Raw genomic sequence first — 16,702 nt, 5'->3', positions numbered from 1 at the left:
TAGTCAGGAGAAGGACTGCGTGGAAACTTTCAACAACGAAAACGAGCAGGTCGACGCCCTCAAGCGTTTCTTTGCCGAGAACGGTAAAGCGCTGGCCGTCGGGGTGATTTTAGGGATCGGCGCGCTGGTTGGCTGGCGCTACTGGACTTCCCATCAGCTGGATTCGGCCCGGGATTCCTCTCTGGCCTACGAAAATGCCATTTCCGCGCTGAAATCGGGTACGCCTGAAACGCTGACCGCAGCGGAGAAATTCGCCGCCGACAGTAAAAACACCTATGGCGCGTTCGCATCGCTGGAGCTCGCGCAGCGTCTGGTCGACAAAAACGATCTGCAGGGCGCGGAGAAGCAGCTGCAACAAGGGCTGACTGCCGCCTCCGATGATAACCTGAAATCGGTTATCAATATGCGTCTGGCCCGCGTACAGCTGCAGCTCAAGCAGCCGGATGCGGCGCTGAAAACCCTGGAAGGCATTAAAGGCGAAGGCTGGACCGCTATCGTCGCCGATTTGCGTGGTGAAATTCTGCTGAGCAAAGGCGACAAGCAGGGCGCCCGCGCGGCCTGGGAAGCAGGCGTGAAAAGCGATGCATCGCCAGCGCTCAGCGAAATGATGCGTATGAAAATAAATAATTTGTCCATCTGAGAGGGACTCGATGCAATTGCGTAAATTACTTTTGCCAGGGCTGCTTTCCGTCACCTTACTGAGCGGTTGCTCGCTGTTTAACAGCGAAGAAGACGTGGTGAAAATGTCACCGCTGCCGACGGTGGAAAACCAGTTTACGCCGTCCACGTCCTGGAGCACTTCAGTTGGCGATGGTATCGGTGATTTCTATTCCAACCTGCACCCGGCGTTTGCTGACGGCGTTGTGTATGCGGCTGACCGTAAAGGCACCGTGAAAGCGCTGCACGCTGAAGACGGAAAAGAAGTCTGGTCGGTGAACCTGGCGGAAAAAGACGGCTGGTTCTCGCGCGCCCCGGCGCTGCTCTCCGGCGGGCTGACCGTTTCCGGCGGCCACGTTTATGTTGGTACTGAAAAGGCGCAGCTGTTCGCGCTGAATACCAGCGACGGTACCGTTGCGTGGCAGAGCCGTGTTGCGGGTGAAGCGATTTCTCGTCCGGTCGTTAGCGATGGCATGGTACTGGTGCATACCAGTAACGGTCAGCTGCAGGCGCTGAACGAAACCGACGGCGCGGTAAAATGGACCGTGAACCTGGACATGCCGGCGCTCTCCCTGCGCGGTGAATCCGCTCCGGCCACCGCTTATGGCGCGGCAATTGTCGGCGGCGATAACGGCCGCGTCAGCGCCGTGCTGATGCAGCAGGGGCAGATGATTTGGCAGCAGCGTATTTCTACGGCTACCGGCCCGACTGAGATCGACCGTCTGAACGACGTTGACACCACGCCGGTTATCGTTAATGGCGTTGTTTATACGTTGGCTTATAATGGCAACCTGACCGCGCTGGATCTGCGCAGCGGCCAGATTATCTGGAAACGCGAACTGGGTTCAGTGAACGATTTCATCGTTGACGGCAATCGTATCTATCTGGTCGATCAGAATGACCGCCTGCTGGCGCTGACCACCGATGGCGGCGTAACGCTGTGGACCCAGAGCGATCTGCTGCACCGTCTGCTGACCGCTCCGGCGCTGTATAACGGCAGCCTGGTGGTAGGCGACAGCGAAGGCTACATGCACTGGATCAATCCGGAAGACGGCCACTTTGTGGCGCAGCAGAAAGTCGATAGTTCCGGCTTCCTGACCGACCCGGTTATCGCCGACGGTCGCCTGCTTATCCAGGCCAAAGACGGTACGCTGTATTCAATCACGCGTTAACTCGCGCGGTAGTATCGCTTTAATAAACGGCTCCTGACAGACAGGGGCCGTTTTGACTTTTTAAAAAACCTCGTAAAATGAGGTTGTATTGCAATTTGTATGAGGCATTTAACATGATACCTGTGGTCGCGCTTGTCGGGCGCCCTAACGTTGGAAAATCCACGCTCTTCAACCGCTTAACGCGCACTCGTGACGCGTTGGTCGCGGATTTCCCGGGGCTGACTCGCGACCGTAAGTACGGTCGTGCTGAAGTGGAAGGCCGCGAATTCATCTGTATCGATACCGGCGGTATCGACGGTACGGAAGAAGGCGTGGAAACCCGGATGGCGGAACAGTCGCTGCTGGCGATTGAAGAGGCCGACGTGGTGCTGTTTATGGTTGATGCGCGCGCGGGCCTGATGCCGGCGGATTCCGCAATCGCCAAACATCTGCGTTCTCGCGAAAAACCGACTTTCCTGGTGGCGAACAAAACTGACGGCATCGACGTCGATCAGGCGATGGCCGACTTCTGGTCGCTGGGGCTGGGCGATATTTATCCGATCGCCGCTTCGCACGGTCGCGGCGTTACCAGCCTGCTGGAACATGTGCTGCTGCCGTGGGTGGATGAGGTTAATCCGCAGGAAGAAGTGGATGAAGACGCCGCCTACTGGGCGCAGTTTGAAGCCGAGCAAAACGGCGAAGAAGTTGAAGAGCCGGAAGACGACTTCAACCCGCAAGATCTCCCGATTAAGCTGGCGATCGTCGGTCGTCCAAATGTCGGTAAGTCAACGCTGACTAACCGTATTCTCGGCGAAGATCGCGTGGTGGTTTACGATATGCCGGGCACAACCCGCGACAGCATCTACATTCCGATGCAGCGCGATGAACGCGAATATGTGCTTATCGATACCGCTGGTGTGCGTAAGCGCGGCAAAATTACCGACGTCGTGGAGAAATTCTCGGTCATCAAGACGCTGCAGGCGATTGAAGACGCCAACGTGGTGATGCTGGTCATTGATGCCCGTGAAGGCATCTCCGATCAGGACCTATCGCTGCTGGGCTTTATCCTTAACAGCGGTCGTTCCCTGGTTATCGTGGTCAACAAATGGGATGGCCTGAGCCAGGAAGTGAGAGAGCAGGTGAAAGAAACCCTCGACTTCCGTCTGGGCTTCATCGACTTCGCCCGCGTGCACTTTATCTCCGCTCTGCACGGCAGCGGCGTCGGCAACCTGTTCGAATCGGTGCGTGAAGCATACGACAGCGCCACCCGTCGCGTGGGTACCGCCATGCTGACGCGTATTATGACCATGGCGGCAGAAGACCATCAGCCGCCGCTGGTACGCGGTCGCCGCGTGAAGCTGAAGTATGCGCACGCTGGCGGTTATAACCCGCCGATCGTGGTGATTCACGGCAATCAGGTGAAAGACCTGCCGGATTCCTACAAGCGTTACCTGATGAACTACTTCCGTAAATCGCTGGATGTCATGGGTACGCCGATCCGCATTCAGTTCAAGGAAGGGGAAAACCCGTTTGCCAATAAACGCAATACCCTGACGCCGAACCAGATGCGTAAGCGTAAACGCTTGATTAAACATATCAAGAAAAGCAAATAATGCAGAAACCCGCCGCTGGCGGGTTTTTTTATCTACCCTATTCAACGCTTCGCCGGGTCAGCAACGCTGACGTATGACGTGATAAACTCATGCTATTCATTATGAGAAGGAGACACCATGGAATTCAATTGCCCCATTTGTCATGCCCGGTTGGAAGCACAAGGCAACAGCGCGCATTGCGCGCACTGTGAGAAAGATTTTGCTTTAGAGGCGCGCTGCCCGGACTGCCATCAGCCGCTGGAAGTGCTGAAGGCGTGCGGTGCGGTGGATTATTTCTGCCAGCACGGCCACGGACTGATTTCGAAAAAACGCGTCGAATTTGTGCTCGGTTAATCGCTAACGCAGCCTTCACCATTTCGCCAGAGTTCAACCAGCGCCTCCGGCGCCCGCTCTTCCGGGATGAGAATGATCAGGCTGTGATAGTGCTGGGCGCTGATTATTTGGATACGAAAGAAACGCTGGTCGCCGCTACCCGGGGAATCCGGCTGCCCCGGCGGCTTGCCGAGCGGCAACGACTGCTGCAGTATTGCGGCGATGCGCTGTTTTTGTTGCTCGTTAAGTTGCGCTACGACAATCTTACGCATGCCGCTAAGCGTCGGGAACCAGGCGACACCGCCTTCACGCGCCAGTTCAATAATCGCGTCATCGCTAAGATCGGCCTCGTTCATAATGTGACTCCAACGCCCTCCCAGGCTTGGCGAATCGCATCGGCGACCGCTTTACCAAAACGTTTTTCGCCATGTTGAATCGTCAGTCTGGCAAAGGCTGAAAAATCGGCGTCTTTGGCCAGTGACTTATCACAAACCGCGTCGTACCAGGCGTATCCCGCTTTTTCCCATGCAAAACCACCCAGCGCGCTGGCGGCGAGATAGAAAGCATGATTAGGAATGCCGGAGTTAATATGCACGCCGCCGTTATCCTGCTGGGTATGCACAAAATCTTTCATATGGGCGGGTTGCGGGTCTTTGCCAAGAATGGGGTCATCATAGGCGGTCCCCGGATGCGACATCGATCGCAGTCCTTGGCCGTGAATCCCTTTCGCGAGGAGCCCCTCGCCAATTATCCAGTCTGCTTTATCTGCCGTTTGCTGGCGTTGATATTGCTTGACCAGCGAGCCAAAAACATCGGAAAGCGATTCATTGAGCGCGCCGGATTGTTCGAAATAGATAAGTCCGGCTTCGCTCTCCGTAACGCCATGGCTTAACTCGTGCGCCACCACATCAATCGCAATTGTAAAACGATTAAAGATCTCGCCATCGCCATCGCCAAACACCATTTGCTGCCCGTTCCAGAAGGCGTTTTGATATTCGTGACCATAGTGGACGCTGCCGGTCAGCTTCAATCCGCGGTTGTCCAGCGAATCGCGATGATAGCTCTTCCAGAAAAACTCATGGGTGATGCCGAGATAGTCGTAGGCCTCATCCACGGCGACATCGCCGTTGGAAGGTTGTCCTTCAAAGCGCACCTGGAATCCTGGAAGTTCCTGAGTCTGCCTGGCATCGTAAATGTCGCGCTCAAGCTGGCCTGGCGTGGGGACATGGGCGGCGGCGGGGCGGCCCGGCACGTGCGCCATCAGGGTTTGTACATGGCTCAGCGTTTGCTGCGCGCAGCGCTGCTGCTGAACGGAACCATGGTCGACAATACGGCGTAAAATGTAGGGTGGAATCACGAAACGAGGACAAGTATCTGGCATATCACGCTCCCTGGCCGGATGAACGGTGTTAAAAGGGCATGACAGCAGTATAGTTATCCCCGCTTGAAACGGGGGGATAATCAGACTTTTTTGCGGGCGCGCGTTTTCTTCACCGGGGTAATGGTTGTCACTTCGCTTTCGACCCAACCATCTTCCAGCCGGGTAGTGACAACATCGCCAGCCTGCACCTGTTTGATTTTTTTCAGTACCTTGCCGTCACCGGCTGAGGTGACGCTATAGCCACGAGCCAGCGTCGCCAGCGGGCTGACGGCTTCCAGATGCGTCACGGTATTGCCGAAACGCTCGCGCTGCTCGCTCAGTCGGGCGCGAATATTTTCCGCCAGACGATACTCCAGTTGCTGAATACGCGACTGCGCGCGATGGATACGCGGCTGCGGGTTTTGCTGATTCAACCGCTGCGCGGCGCGCTGCTGGCGCTGGTCGGCACGTTTGAGCTGGCTTTCCAGCGCAAAGCGCATCCGCTGACGCAGGCGTTCCAGTTCGGCCTGCTGACGCGCTAAACGCAGTTGCGGATGCTGCTGCTGTAAGCGGTGAAACAACTGCGTAAAGCGGCGCTGGCGGTTGGCGAGGAAGTAATCCATCGCCATCTCCAGGCGCTGCTGGCCGGACTGTAGCTGACGCAGAAGCTCCTGCTGATTGCGGCTGACGATCTCTGCCGCCGCAGAGGGCGTCGGCGCCCGCAGGTCGGCGACGAAATCGGCGATGGTGACGTCGGTTTCATGGCCGACGGCGCTCACTACCGGAATGCGGCTGGCGAAGATCGCCCGCGCGACCCGTTCGTCGTTAAAGCTCCATAAATCTTCCAGCGAACCGCCGCCGCGCCCGACGATCAGCACGTCGCATTCCTGGCGCTGGTTGGCTATTGCTATCGCGCGCACGATTTGCCCCGGCGCATCATCGCCTTGCACCGCCGTGGGATAGATGATCACCGGCAGCGAGGGATCGCGTCGTTTCAACACATGTAAAATATCATGCAGCGCGGCGCCGGTTTTGGAGGTGATAACGCCGACGCAGTGCGCGGGTGAGGGGAGCGCCTGCTTGTGACTTTGATCGAATAACCCTTCCACCGTCAGGAGCGCTTTGAGCTGCTCATATTTCTGCTGCAGCAGGCCTTCACCGGCGGGTTGCATACTTTCGACGATGATCTGGTAGTCGCCGCGCGGCTCGTAAAGCGTAATGTTGGCGCGAACCAGCACCTGCTGGCCATGCTGCGGGCGAAACGTGACGCGGCGGTTGCTGTTGCGAAACATCGCGCAGCGCACCTGGGCGTTATCGTCTTTTAAGGTGAAGTACCAGTGGCCGGAAGAGGGCTGGCTGAAGTTAGAGATCTCGCCGCTTATCCAGACCTGGCCCATTTCGCGTTCCAGCAGTAAGCGAACCGTCTGATTCAGGCGGCTGACCGTAAATATTGCAGGGGATTGAGATGGCAACATGTGAGCAAGATCAAATTCTAAATCAGCAGGTTATTCAGTCGATAGTAACGCGCTGAGAGGGGATCGCAAGTATTATTTGCAAAAAAGGGTGGATGCAATCGGTTACGCTCTGTATAATGCCACGGCAATATTTATCCACCCTGGTCGAGATATTGCCCATGCTACGTATCGCTAAAGAAGCCCTGACGTTTGACGACGTCCTCCTTGTTCCCGCTCATTCTACCGTTCTGCCGAATACCGCCGATCTCAGCACGCAGCTGACGAAAACGATTCGTCTGAATATTCCTATGCTCTCCGCGGCGATGGATACCGTAACTGAAGCGCGCCTGGCAATTGCCCTGGCCCAGGAAGGCGGCATCGGCTTTATTCATAAAAACATGTCAATCGAGCGCCAGGCTGAAGAAGTCCGCCGCGTGAAGAAACATGAATCCGGCGTGGTAAGCGATCCACAGACCGTTCTGCCGACTACCACCCTGCGCGAAGTGAAAGAACTGACCGAACGTAACGGTTTCGCCGGTTATCCGGTAGTGACCGAAGACAACGAACTGGTCGGTATTATCACCGGCCGCGACGTGCGTTTTGTTACCGACCTGAATCAGCCGGTCAGCGTTTATATGACGCCGAAAGAGCGCCTGGTCACCGTGCGTGAAGGCGAAAGCCGTGAAGTAGTCTTCGCGAAAATGCACGAAAAACGCGTAGAAAAAGCGCTGGTAGTGGATGATAGCTTCCATCTGCGCGGCATGATCACCGTAAAAGATTTCCAGAAAGCGGAACGTAAACCGAATGCGTGTAAAGACGAGCACGGTCGTCTGCGCGTTGGCGCCGCCGTTGGTGCTGGCGCCGGTAACGAAGAGCGCGTTGACGCGCTGGTCGCCGCAGGCGTTGACGTTCTGCTGATCGACTCCTCTCACGGTCACTCCGAAGGCGTTCTGCAGCGTATTCGCGAAACGCGCGCTAAATATCCTGACCTGCAAATCATCGGCGGCAACGTGGCGACCGGCGCGGGCGCTCGTGCCCTGGCGGAAGCGGGCGTCAGCGCGGTGAAAGTGGGTATTGGCCCTGGCTCCATCTGTACTACCCGTATCGTTACCGGCGTAGGCGTTCCGCAGATCACCGCTGTTTCTGACGCGGTTGAAGCGCTGGAAGGCACCGGTATTCCGGTTATCGCCGATGGCGGTATCCGCTTCTCCGGCGATATCGCAAAAGCGATTGCCGCAGGCGCCGCCGCGGTGATGGTAGGCTCCATGCTGGCCGGTACCGAAGAATCCCCGGGTGAAATCGAGCTCTATCAGGGCCGTTCTTATAAATCCTACCGCGGTATGGGTTCCCTGGGCGCGATGTCCAAAGGTTCCTCTGACCGTTACTTCCAGAGCGATAACGCCGCTGACAAACTGGTACCGGAAGGTATCGAAGGCCGCGTTGCCTATAAAGGCCGCCTGAAAGAGATCATTCACCAGCAGATGGGCGGCCTGCGCTCCTGTATGGGTCTGACCGGTTGTGGTACTATTGACGCACTGCGTACCAAAGCAGAGTTCGTGCGCATCAGCGGCGCGGGCATCCAGGAGAGCCACGTTCACGACGTGACGATCACCAAGGAATCCCCGAACTACCGCATGGGCTCCTGATTTTCATCGCCCGGCTACGCGCCGGGCGATTTTTATTCAATCATCGCTACTTCTCTGGAATTAACGTCAATGACGGATAACATTCATAAACATCGCATTCTTATCCTGGACTTCGGTTCACAGTACACCCAGCTGGTTGCACGTCGCGTACGTGAGTTAGGGGTCTATTGCGAACTCTGGGCTTGGGACGTGACCGAAGCTCAAATCCGTGAGTTCAACCCGAACGGCATCATTCTTTCCGGCGGCCCGGAAAGCACTACCGAAGACAACAGCCCGCGCGCGCCGCAGTACGTCTTCGAAGCCGGCGTACCGGTTTTCGGTGTATGCTATGGCATGCAGACCATGGCTATGCAGCTGGGCGGTCACGTTGAAGCTTCCAACGAGCGCGAGTTCGGCTACGCGCAGGTGGAAGTGCAGACCGACAGCGCGCTGATCAAAGGCATCGAAGATGCGCTGAGCGCTGACGGTAAGCCGCTGCTGGACGTGTGGATGAGCCATGGTGATAAAGTCACCGCTATCCCTTCCGACTTTGTGACCGTCGCCAGCACTGAGAGCTGCCCGTTCGCCATCATGGCGAATGAAGAAAAACGCTTCTACGGCGTACAGTTCCACCCGGAAGTCACCCACACCCGTCAGGGGCTGCGTATGCTGGAGCGCTTCGTGCGCGACATCTGCCAGTGTGAAGCGCTGTGGACGCCGGCGAAGATCATCGACGACGCGGTTGAGCGTATTCGTCAGCAGGTGGGTGAAGATAAAGTCATCCTCGGCCTGTCCGGCGGCGTTGACTCTTCCGTTACCGCGATGCTGCTGCATCGCGCCATCGGTAAAAATCTGACCTGCGTATTCGTGGATAACGGCCTGCTGCGCCTGAACGAAGCCGAGCAGGTTATGGATATGTTCGGCGACCGTTTCGGCCTGAACATCGTACACGTTGCGGCGGAAGATCGCTTCCTGACCGCGCTGAAGGGCGAAAACGATCCGGAAGCGAAGCGTAAAATCATTGGCCGCGTCTTCGTTGAAGTGTTTGACGAAGAAGCGCTGAAGCTGGAAGACGTGAAATGGCTGGCGCAGGGCACTATCTACCCTGACGTGATCGAATCCGCCGCTTCCGCGACCGGTAAAGCGCACGTCATCAAGTCTCACCACAACGTTGGCGGCCTGCCGAAAGAAATGAAGATGGGCCTCGTTGAGCCGCTGAAAGAGCTGTTTAAAGACGAAGTGCGTAAGATTGGTCTGGAGCTGGGCCTGCCGTACGACATGCTGTTCCGCCACCCGTTCCCGGGGCCGGGCCTCGGCGTTCGCGTACTTGGCGAAGTGAAGAAAGAGTACTGCGACCTACTGCGTCGCGCGGACGCTATCTTCATTGAAGAACTGCGCAAAGCCGACCTGTATGACAAAGTAAGCCAGGCATTCACCGTGTTCCTGCCGGTTCGCTCCGTCGGTGTGATGGGCGATGGTCGTAAGTACGACTGGGTCGTCTCCTTGCGTGCGGTAGAAACCATCGACTTTATGACCGCGCACTGGGCGCACCTGCCGTATGATTTCCTCGGCCGCGTCTCCAACCGCATCATCAACGAAGTTAACGGTATTTCCCGCGTGGTGTACGACATCAGCGGCAAGCCGCCAGCGACTATTGAGTGGGAATGATTTACAGCTAGTTCATAGCTAATCATTTCTATTCATTTTCTAAATTAACCCTCTGTTTTTACAGGGGGTTTTTATTTATATCTACTCATATCTATTCACTCTACACCACATTTTTTGACGGTACGCGTGACGGTATTACCCTAAAGGTATACTCTCATACCGTCAAAGCATGGATGAAAAAATGGGTGAACAGTGCTTACCGATACCAAATTAAAAAACCTCAAGCCGAAAGAGAAACTCTATAAAGTTACAGATCGTGATGGCCTGTATGTAGCCGTGCTCACGTCAGGCAGCATCTCTTTCCGCTATGACTACCGAATCAATGGGCGCCGGGAAACGCTTGTCATTGGTCAGTATGGCCGTGACGGTATATCGCTTGCCGAAGCCAGGCAGGAATTGGTTGATGCAAAAATACTCTTGAAGTCAGGAGTGTCGCCTGCTGCAGCAAAGCGTGACGGTATTAAGCAACTACGTGGTCAGGAAACCTTTGCGGTACATACCGACAGTTATATGAAGCATGTCGTTCTCGCCGACAGTACGCGCGATATGAAGCAGGCCGTTATCGACAGGGATATTCTTCCTGCGCTGGGTAACAAGCTGATGGGTGAGATCAGTACCAGGATGGTGAGGGATCTGTGCGACAGGATAGTTGAACGTGGCGGGCGGGCGACAGCAGTACAGGCAAGAGAGATTATCAGCAGCGTTTATCGCTATGCCAACGACCGCGGGCATGGTTTTTTCAATCCGGCGGCAGATATTAAGCCAAGCGCTATTGCCACGTTTAAACCGCGTGACCGCTGCCTGAAGCCTGAAGAGATTGGTGTGCTTTTCCGCGCGCTTGATACCGTCAGCACATTGCCAACGCTCAAGCTGGCGGTAAAGCTCATTCTTATCACCATGGTGAGGAAAGGTGAATTCACTCTGGCCACCTGGGGTGAGGTTAATTTCGCAAAATCAACGTGGACTATTCCCGCCGGCAGAATGAAGGCGAGCCGTGAGCATGTTATCTATTTGCCGTCACAGGCTCAGGATCTGATGGTTGGCCTGCAGATGTGTGCTGGTGGAAGTGATTACCTGTTGCCTGGAAGATACAGCACCAGTAAGCCGCTTTCTAATGCGGCGCTGAATTCAGTTATCGATCGGGCGGTGGCGGCAGCTACAGATGCTGGTGAAAGCATACAGCCTCTCACCGTTCACGACCTTCGCCGCACGGCAAGCACCCTGCTGCATGAGGCAGGATTCCCGTCTGACTGGATAGAGAAGGCATTAGCGCATGAGCAGAAGGGCGTCCGCGCAGTGTACAACCGTGCTGAGTATTCTCGGCAGCGCGCGTACATGCTGCAGCAGTGGGCTGATATGATTGATGCATGGATAAACGGGGAGCATTACGACCTGGTGCCGTTCTCCCCGTCTGCGTTTGAAAAATGGATGGATGGGAAGTAAAGCCGCCGGCTGGCGGCTATACGAACACGTCAATCGGATCTCCGTGAGATAAGGCCGCCTCGTTTGCTTCGCGGCGCATACTCAGAAATGCACCAACCGGATCCCAACTATTTAGTATGGTGTCCAGTGCATTTCTGCTGTGACATGTCACAAGGCGTTGTTTCAGCATGACAGCACAGCCGCGAATGTTTGCGCGAGTCGGGCCAGCCATTTTCATGCACAGGCATAATGTAATCAGCATATCCGCGTATTCATCGGCGGCCGCATTGAGCACCGCCGGATCTATTCGTTGCTTTAATTCATTGATTTGGTGCTTGGTGCTCATCAGTTAACCTCATTAAATGCGGTGCACGTTAGTCTGTCATCGTGAAGTTTGTGGCAGTACGGACATTCCCTGAGATGCTCGTATGCATGGTTCAATACAATGACGGACTGGTGAGGTAGCAGAGCTGTGCCTTTCGCCAGCAAGTCACGAAGAAAAGTTACCATTGCATTTGCTGAATCACGCTGCTCTCGGTAACGCTCAGCTTCTCTCTGCAGGCGCAGTATTTCACCATTGCGCTGATTGATAACTGCGCGGGCCTCTTCAAGCTGGCGGATCATGGATGGCTCATCGTAGATATTCATGCTGCCTCCGTATTCACTACCGGTATTGCGCAGCCTGGCAGCAGTTCTATCGCCGGCGCCGCGCACTGATTCCCCCACACATCGAAACCGTGCGATGACTGGCGGGCAAATAGCTCAATGCGCGATACATCGCCAAGCAGTTGCACCAGTTTCTCGCGGATAACGTCTGGTTTGCGCGAGTTCTCCAGGCGTGGCGCCGTGACGTGCTGACAGATAGAGGCATCCATGCGCGCCGGCAGTTTCCCACGTACCGCAAACAGGCAATCTTCACTATTCGCCCTGGTCATATGGCCCATGCCGATCGCACTGTTACCTTTGTGCTTGTTTGTCTTGTGCCAGGTGAATCCCTTCATGGTCATAAGCTTGAATCCCCATGCTTCAACAACTTTCAGCGCCTCAACCGGCTGAGTAGGCACCCACCACATCGCCAGCAGGCAATCGTCGGCGGCGAGCTCCCACACCGGAAGTCGGCAGATATCCAGCACATTCATCACCGGATATTTGAACCCGGCGCCGCGGTTACCGTCTGCGGCTTTATCGCGGTATACCCAAGGCGGATCCGCATAAATCAGGGTGTACTTAGTCATAAACCACCCCTCGGCATCCGATCCCGTTGTATTCTCCACGGCGCAACTTCATGCTTTTGGTAATGCACTGCTCGCGGCGGATGGCGATCCTTGCTCTTTCCACTTCAGTTTGTGCGACATCGAGACATTCAAGCCAAAGTCGTGATGCGAGTCGAAACTGTCCGCGTTCTTCGCGTGAGATGGCGCGCCGTTCGATTTCCAGAGCTGCCGGTGATTCGGCGACTACCTTCAATGATCTGCGCGGCGCGTAGCCGAGATGGTACTTCTGCAATCTGGTTAATTTGCTCATCTTATCCAGCCTTTTACGAATATGACCGCCAGCAGAAATAGCCAGGCGGATACAGCGGGCAGGTACCAGTACCAACCTGACCACTTTCCCCAATGGCGCGCTAACGCCTTCATGCTGCGGAACTCACCGGGCGATAAACTCTCTGATCAACCGGTGGCTTTTTTCCTGTGTATGCCTCAGGGCTATTGGCCTTTCTTTCATCAAGCCATTTTTCAACTTCTTCCTTAGTCCATGCACAGCGACGGTCGGTGATATACCAACGCTTAGGGAATTCGCCTGCAGCCTCCAGGCGGTCAATCGTGCTCCATGACAGTGGCACCACCGCCAGGAGTTCCTTCTTACCTAAAGCACCTTTCATAAAAACCTCTCTTTGATACAGGTGCGGCGCGCGTGGCGCCGCGGTGGTGGTTACATCGTGATTTCGTTAAGTTCGTCGCGGCGGATGGTGTACACGTCCGTTGCTTTCGCCAGGCGCTCATCATCATTAGCGAGGTTTTTTGCAACGTATTTGTATGCCTTATCCAGATCAGCAATGGTGTTGTAGTTCATTGCTGCATCAGTGAATGCTGTCAGCATTTCATCAGGATCACGGTCATCAGCTTTGCGCTGTCGCTCTTCCTGGATCTGCTCTGGCTTCGTGTTGATTAGTTTGTTCATGCCTGATGCAGTAGCTGGTGCTGGCGTAATGTCACGCTCAACACGTGGCTGCGCTTCCTGCAACTCATCCGGCGTGTAGACACCAAGGAGAACATCAGGGGCGTGCAGACGGGCCCAGCGCTTAACGCACAGGTAAGCCAGTTGCTGACGTGGATCCTGTTCCCAGAGAGGGGAATTGCGGACGCCGGCCTGAGCCATGCTGATCGTCAGTTCACGCGGTTCTGACTCTCCTTTGAGGACAGCTGAAACAGTGACGGTGAGTGATGGTGACTTATCGCTCTTTCCGTTTACCTTCGACCAGTCGCCATCCCAGCGGTAATTCAGGCGGGTGGCCAGCAGGTTGGAAGACGAAACAACGGCGTTAACCAGTTGCGCTTCATAGCCCAGCGTGCCATTTACAACATGCGTTTTCTGCGCCACTGCGAACGGGTTCATGCCCCACTGCGCCGCCTGCATTGTTACCGCAAGGCAGTCAGCAGGTTTTCCTGCAAGGTGCTGCGGAACGGTTGCCTTGCTGTCCGCCATCAGAGTTGCAAAGCGAACAAGACGATCCATGCCTTCAGGGCTGAAAATAGCCGCGGCGGTGCCGACGGTAGCGCCGGGCTGAGAGGTAATTGCGATATCGTTGCTCATACGTACATATCCTGTTTGCGTGCCCACTCAGGGCGTTTAATAATTTCCACACCGCCCCATTCATCTGTAAGGCGACACTGGTGATAGGTATTCAGATCCCGACGGAACAGCGCTATGCCCGCATCAACATCTGGTGCATCAAGTTCGAAAACGCGTACCGGGTATCGACCGCAGTCGATCGTTTCGCTTACTGCCAGGAAGAAGAATCCGTGTGGCTCACCAGTTACTTTCTGTGCACCTTCCCGGTACATGGCATCCTGAACGTGGTAACGAAACTCCTCGATGTGGCGGGCGAAGCGGTCCATATCTGCCACTTTCTTCACGTCGACAATCACGTTGTGCTCGTTTAGCCACTTATCAGGACGGATCCGGCACAACTCGCCGGTCTCATCGTCATTCCAGTACATCGATGTTTCGCAGAATCCTGGCGCTTCAAGCATCCAGCGCGCCGCCGGGTGAGCCATGGCACTTTCGCGCATAAGTTTCAGTTTCCGGCCTTGTTCGGCGTCCATCACCGTCATTCCCATGTCAGAAACATCTTTCAGGAACGCTTCTTCGTCAGCTTTCCCTTGGCTAGTACGGCGGTTGAATTGCGGCGCCACGATGAAACGCTTGTCGAATTCTTCCGGCTCAAGCAGCAGACAGTGCAGGGCGGTACCCATATCCAGCGCAGACTTTTTCTCTTCATCCTCCGGCGCCGCTTTTATCCATTTCAGCAGGGCAGGGTTCTTTGCAACCATATCCAGTTGCGACTTACTCACGCCGTCACCGGCGTGGTAATCCTCGTTGCTGATATCGTGATAAATGCCTGGTTTCATTGCTTTACTCCGATCTTCCCACACAGGCATCTGATAGCTTCACCATACGATTTTCCTATCAGGTCAATATGTGATGGTCTGATTTTTATCCATCCGCGGCGTTCAAGCTCAAGAGCAAACCAGTGAACTGTTGTTCTCCGAATTCCTAACATGGCTGCAATCTGCGAATAGCTAAATGTTCCCATTGTTAGTAATTGGTATAGAGTTGGTTTCATGCCGCCGTCCTCGCGCTGTCGATCTGGTCTGCTACATCCCATTTGCCAACGATCCCGGTCAGTACGCTGATGTATGCCACCAGTGTTTCTTCAAACTCCACGCTTTCTACTGCGGCATTGATGATTTCCTGACGGACGCCAGCGCGGCGCAAATTGTCGAATGCCGGAAGCAGGTATTCAGTTTTCAGAGTTTCCTGCAGTTCAACCTGGCGTTCGTGAAGCATCTCGGCGACGCGGTAGTCGCGATCAAAACCAGCCATGATTTTTTGCAGGTTGCGTTGCTGTTGAGTTGAAATCATTTGCTCACCCCCATATCCATTTCAGTCCTGGCCGCCAGCTTGTTAACGAATGCCCAGCTAATGGCCTCTGTCAGCGTGCGAAACTTCCAGCTCATCAGCCCGCATGCCGTAACGCAGTACCAACCGTTGATGATCTTCCACTGCATAATTTGTTACCTCGGTCTGTTACCGTTGAGGTAATAATTATCCGTATGTGATTTGAAGTCAATAGATATGAACGTAAAAAATTACCCGAGGGGTAATGGTGGAGGCATGAAAAAAGCCGCTCAATGGCGGCTTACTTGTTGTTTATTATGGGATTATTGATGAGGCTTTTCGTGCTTAACAATCACGAAATCAATGTAGCTCTCGATCGCCATCTTGTCGGACTCAGGTAACAATTTGTACCTGGCGCGGTCATATTCGATGGCCGCCGGGTCATCTGGTGGTAGCAAAAGCTCGTAGGCATGGCGCCCGAACGGCTCAGCCAGCGCCGCCAGGTTAGTGATGGATATGCTGGCCTCGTTGTTGAGGAATCTGTTAATTGTAGACTGGCTGACGCCAGACTCTTCCGCCAGGCGCTGTTGAGATGACAGGTTTCGGTTCTCGCTCATCCAGCGTTTAAGGTTCCATGATGCCAGCTTGCCAATCTCTCCGAAGTCTACATCCTGCACCTCTTCATGTACTGGCATGAATTTATCGATGTCGAGCCAGTTGGTCGGCTTGTTAGCGGCCTTCTCAATTTTACGCGCAGCCACGTCACCAATTATCTTTTTGCCGCTTGCCCAGCGGTTAATCAGATTTGGCTGGGTCTCCATCCGCTCCGCCAGGCGAGACTGAATTCCGTTGAACTCACGGTAGATCAGCTCTTTCAGGTTTTCGCGCCGGATATCGTGGATGCTTTTCATGTCAGTAAAATATTTCTCATATGTGAATCATTTAGTGTTTCAATTTACTGCCTTTTTACCTCTCGGGTAAATGCACCCCTGCGGTAACAAACATTGATTTTTGTTACCTTATGGGTGAATATTCATTATCTGAAATAAATATCAGGCAATAGTTATGAGCGAGAACACGCAGTTCGATTTTAAAAAGCACTGGCTTGCGCTGACGCCGGATGAGCGTGAAGCGTTCGCAGAAGAGGCAGGAACGACCAGCCATTACATCCAGACTCACCTGACCGGTAAGCGCAAGATGCCAGGTAAGGCATTGATGAATGGGCTATTTAAGGCTTGCAAATCCCGCGAATGGGTTAAATCAAAGCCTGAACTGGCTTACTTCTTCTACTCCTGATCCCCTAAAAATTCCCCTTCAG

The 16,702-nt window shown here is 54.7% G+C and carries 21 protein-coding genes; 8 read left to right on the top strand and 13 right to left on the bottom strand.

All coding sequences use genetic code 11. The features are described from left to right. Nucleotides 1–19 precede the first annotated feature (19 nt). The 4 genes from AC22LX_RS09220 (at nucleotide 20) to AC22LX_RS09205 (ending at nucleotide 3,754) form a co-directional block, all read left to right on the top strand. Nucleotides 20–640, top strand: coding sequence for a YfgM family protein (locus tag AC22LX_RS09220; RefSeq protein ID WP_045392715.1), 621 nt, complete (start codon nucleotides 20–22; stop codon nucleotides 638–640). A gap of 10 nt (nucleotides 641–650) precedes the next feature. Beyond that, nucleotides 651–1,829 carry an outer membrane protein assembly factor BamB gene (gene bamB, locus AC22LX_RS09215; RefSeq protein WP_045392712.1) on the top strand — a complete coding sequence of 393 codons (1,179 nt, stop codon included), beginning with the start codon at nucleotides 651–653 and terminating at the stop codon, nucleotides 1,827–1,829. A 113-nt stretch (nucleotides 1,830–1,942) separates the two neighbouring features. Continuing rightward, complete coding sequence (gene der / locus AC22LX_RS09210) at nucleotides 1,943–3,421, top strand: ribosome biogenesis GTPase Der (RefSeq protein WP_015370328.1); 1,479 nt, start codon at nucleotides 1,943–1,945, stop codon at nucleotides 3,419–3,421. A gap of 117 nt (nucleotides 3,422–3,538) precedes the next feature. After that, nucleotides 3,539–3,754 carry a zinc ribbon domain-containing protein gene (locus AC22LX_RS09205; protein ID WP_063447472.1) on the top strand — a complete coding sequence of 72 codons (216 nt, stop codon included), beginning with the start codon at nucleotides 3,539–3,541 and terminating at the stop codon, nucleotides 3,752–3,754. Here AC22LX_RS09205 and AC22LX_RS09200 read toward each other — a convergent pair. The 3 genes from AC22LX_RS09200 to xseA form a co-directional block, all read right to left on the bottom strand. Next, nucleotides 3,751–4,089 carry a protealysin inhibitor emfourin gene (locus AC22LX_RS09200; RefSeq protein WP_047043438.1) on the bottom strand — a complete coding sequence of 113 codons (339 nt, stop codon included), beginning with the start codon at nucleotides 4,087–4,089 and terminating at the stop codon, nucleotides 3,751–3,753. The genes AC22LX_RS09205 and AC22LX_RS09200 overlap by 4 nt on opposite strands. Next, nucleotides 4,086–5,114, bottom strand: coding sequence for a M4 family metallopeptidase (locus AC22LX_RS09195; RefSeq protein ID WP_487333950.1), 1,029 nt, complete (start codon nucleotides 5,112–5,114; stop codon nucleotides 4,086–4,088). Before AC22LX_RS09195 ends, AC22LX_RS09200 begins: the two co-directional genes overlap by 4 nt. 80 nt (nucleotides 5,115–5,194) lie before the next feature. Further along, nucleotides 5,195–6,568, bottom strand: a complete 1,374-nt coding sequence (gene xseA, locus AC22LX_RS09190; protein WP_487333949.1) for an exodeoxyribonuclease VII large subunit — start codon at nucleotides 6,566–6,568, stop codon at nucleotides 5,195–5,197. A 158-nt stretch (nucleotides 6,569–6,726) separates the two neighbouring features. Between xseA and guaB the strand changes: the two genes are divergently transcribed. The 3 genes from guaB to AC22LX_RS09175 all read left to right on the top strand — a co-directional run bounded on the left by guaB (nucleotide 6,727) and on the right by AC22LX_RS09175 (nucleotide 11,283). Continuing rightward, nucleotides 6,727–8,193, top strand: a complete 1,467-nt coding sequence (gene guaB, locus AC22LX_RS09185; RefSeq protein WP_015370334.1) for an IMP dehydrogenase — start codon at nucleotides 6,727–6,729, stop codon at nucleotides 8,191–8,193. A gap of 69 nt (nucleotides 8,194–8,262) precedes the next feature. Beyond that, nucleotides 8,263–9,840, top strand: a complete 1,578-nt coding sequence (gene guaA / locus AC22LX_RS09180) for a glutamine-hydrolyzing GMP synthase (RefSeq protein ID WP_015703162.1) — start codon at nucleotides 8,263–8,265, stop codon at nucleotides 9,838–9,840. A 192-nt stretch (nucleotides 9,841–10,032) separates the two neighbouring features. Next, nucleotides 10,033–11,283 carry a tyrosine-type recombinase/integrase gene (locus AC22LX_RS09175; RefSeq protein WP_047062688.1) on the top strand — a complete coding sequence of 417 codons (1,251 nt, stop codon included), beginning with the start codon at nucleotides 10,033–10,035 and terminating at the stop codon, nucleotides 11,281–11,283. A gap of 16 nt (nucleotides 11,284–11,299) precedes the next feature. Here the strand turns inward: AC22LX_RS09175 and AC22LX_RS09170 are convergent, their stop codons facing one another. The 10 genes from AC22LX_RS09170 to AC22LX_RS09125 form a co-directional block, all read right to left on the bottom strand. Further along, a complete protein-coding gene (locus tag AC22LX_RS09170; RefSeq protein ID WP_047075463.1) occupies nucleotides 11,300–11,608 on the bottom strand; it encodes a DUF7740 domain-containing protein in 309 nt (102 codons plus the stop codon). Next, a complete protein-coding gene (locus tag AC22LX_RS09165) occupies nucleotides 11,608–11,910 on the bottom strand; it encodes a hypothetical protein (protein WP_115234241.1) in 303 nt (100 codons plus the stop codon). Before AC22LX_RS09165 ends, AC22LX_RS09170 begins: the two co-directional genes overlap by 1 nt. Continuing rightward, nucleotides 11,907–12,497, bottom strand: a complete 591-nt coding sequence (locus AC22LX_RS09160; RefSeq protein WP_015370339.1) for an MT-A70 family methyltransferase — start codon at nucleotides 12,495–12,497, stop codon at nucleotides 11,907–11,909. Before AC22LX_RS09160 ends, AC22LX_RS09165 begins: the two co-directional genes overlap by 4 nt. After that, complete coding sequence (locus AC22LX_RS09155) at nucleotides 12,490–12,786, bottom strand: PerC family transcriptional regulator (RefSeq protein WP_032723171.1); 297 nt, start codon at nucleotides 12,784–12,786, stop codon at nucleotides 12,490–12,492. Before AC22LX_RS09155 ends, AC22LX_RS09160 begins: the two co-directional genes overlap by 8 nt. A 109-nt stretch (nucleotides 12,787–12,895) precedes the next feature. After that, on the bottom strand, nucleotides 12,896–13,144 hold the full coding sequence (locus tag AC22LX_RS09150; protein ID WP_047062695.1) for a helix-turn-helix transcriptional regulator: 249 nt from the start codon (nucleotides 13,142–13,144) through the stop codon (nucleotides 12,896–12,898). A gap of 50 nt (nucleotides 13,145–13,194) precedes the next feature. Then, complete coding sequence (locus AC22LX_RS09145; protein WP_487333948.1) at nucleotides 13,195–14,076, bottom strand: RecT family recombinase; 882 nt, start codon at nucleotides 14,074–14,076, stop codon at nucleotides 13,195–13,197. Next, entirely contained in the window at nucleotides 14,073–14,894 is an 822-nt protein-coding gene (locus tag AC22LX_RS09140) for a PD-(D/E)XK nuclease-like domain-containing protein (protein ID WP_487333947.1), read from the bottom strand. The genes AC22LX_RS09145 and AC22LX_RS09140 overlap by 4 nt, the downstream gene beginning before the upstream one ends. Nucleotides 14,895–15,105: 211 nt before the next feature. Next, nucleotides 15,106–15,408: a hypothetical protein gene (locus tag AC22LX_RS09135; protein WP_487333946.1), complete on the bottom strand. Its 303-nt coding sequence runs from the start codon at nucleotides 15,406–15,408 to the stop codon at nucleotides 15,106–15,108. Further along, nucleotides 15,405–15,554, bottom strand: coding sequence for a hypothetical protein (locus AC22LX_RS09130; RefSeq protein ID WP_162840112.1), 150 nt, complete (start codon nucleotides 15,552–15,554; stop codon nucleotides 15,405–15,407). The genes AC22LX_RS09135 and AC22LX_RS09130 overlap by 4 nt, the downstream gene beginning before the upstream one ends. Nucleotides 15,555–15,707: 153 nt before the next feature. Next, nucleotides 15,708–16,295, bottom strand: coding sequence for a helix-turn-helix domain-containing protein (locus tag AC22LX_RS09125; protein WP_487333945.1), 588 nt, complete (start codon nucleotides 16,293–16,295; stop codon nucleotides 15,708–15,710). A 154-nt stretch (nucleotides 16,296–16,449) separates the two neighbouring features. Here AC22LX_RS09125 and AC22LX_RS09120 point away from each other — a divergent pair, with 154 nt between their 5' ends. Continuing rightward, nucleotides 16,450–16,680, top strand: a complete 231-nt coding sequence (locus tag AC22LX_RS09120) for a hypothetical protein (RefSeq protein WP_032723170.1) — start codon at nucleotides 16,450–16,452, stop codon at nucleotides 16,678–16,680. Nucleotides 16,681–16,702 lie beyond the last annotated feature (22 nt).

The sequence above is a fragment of the Klebsiella sp. PK01 genome, assembly GCF_057624675.1.
This window is presented reverse-complemented; position numbering and strand designations above follow the sequence as displayed.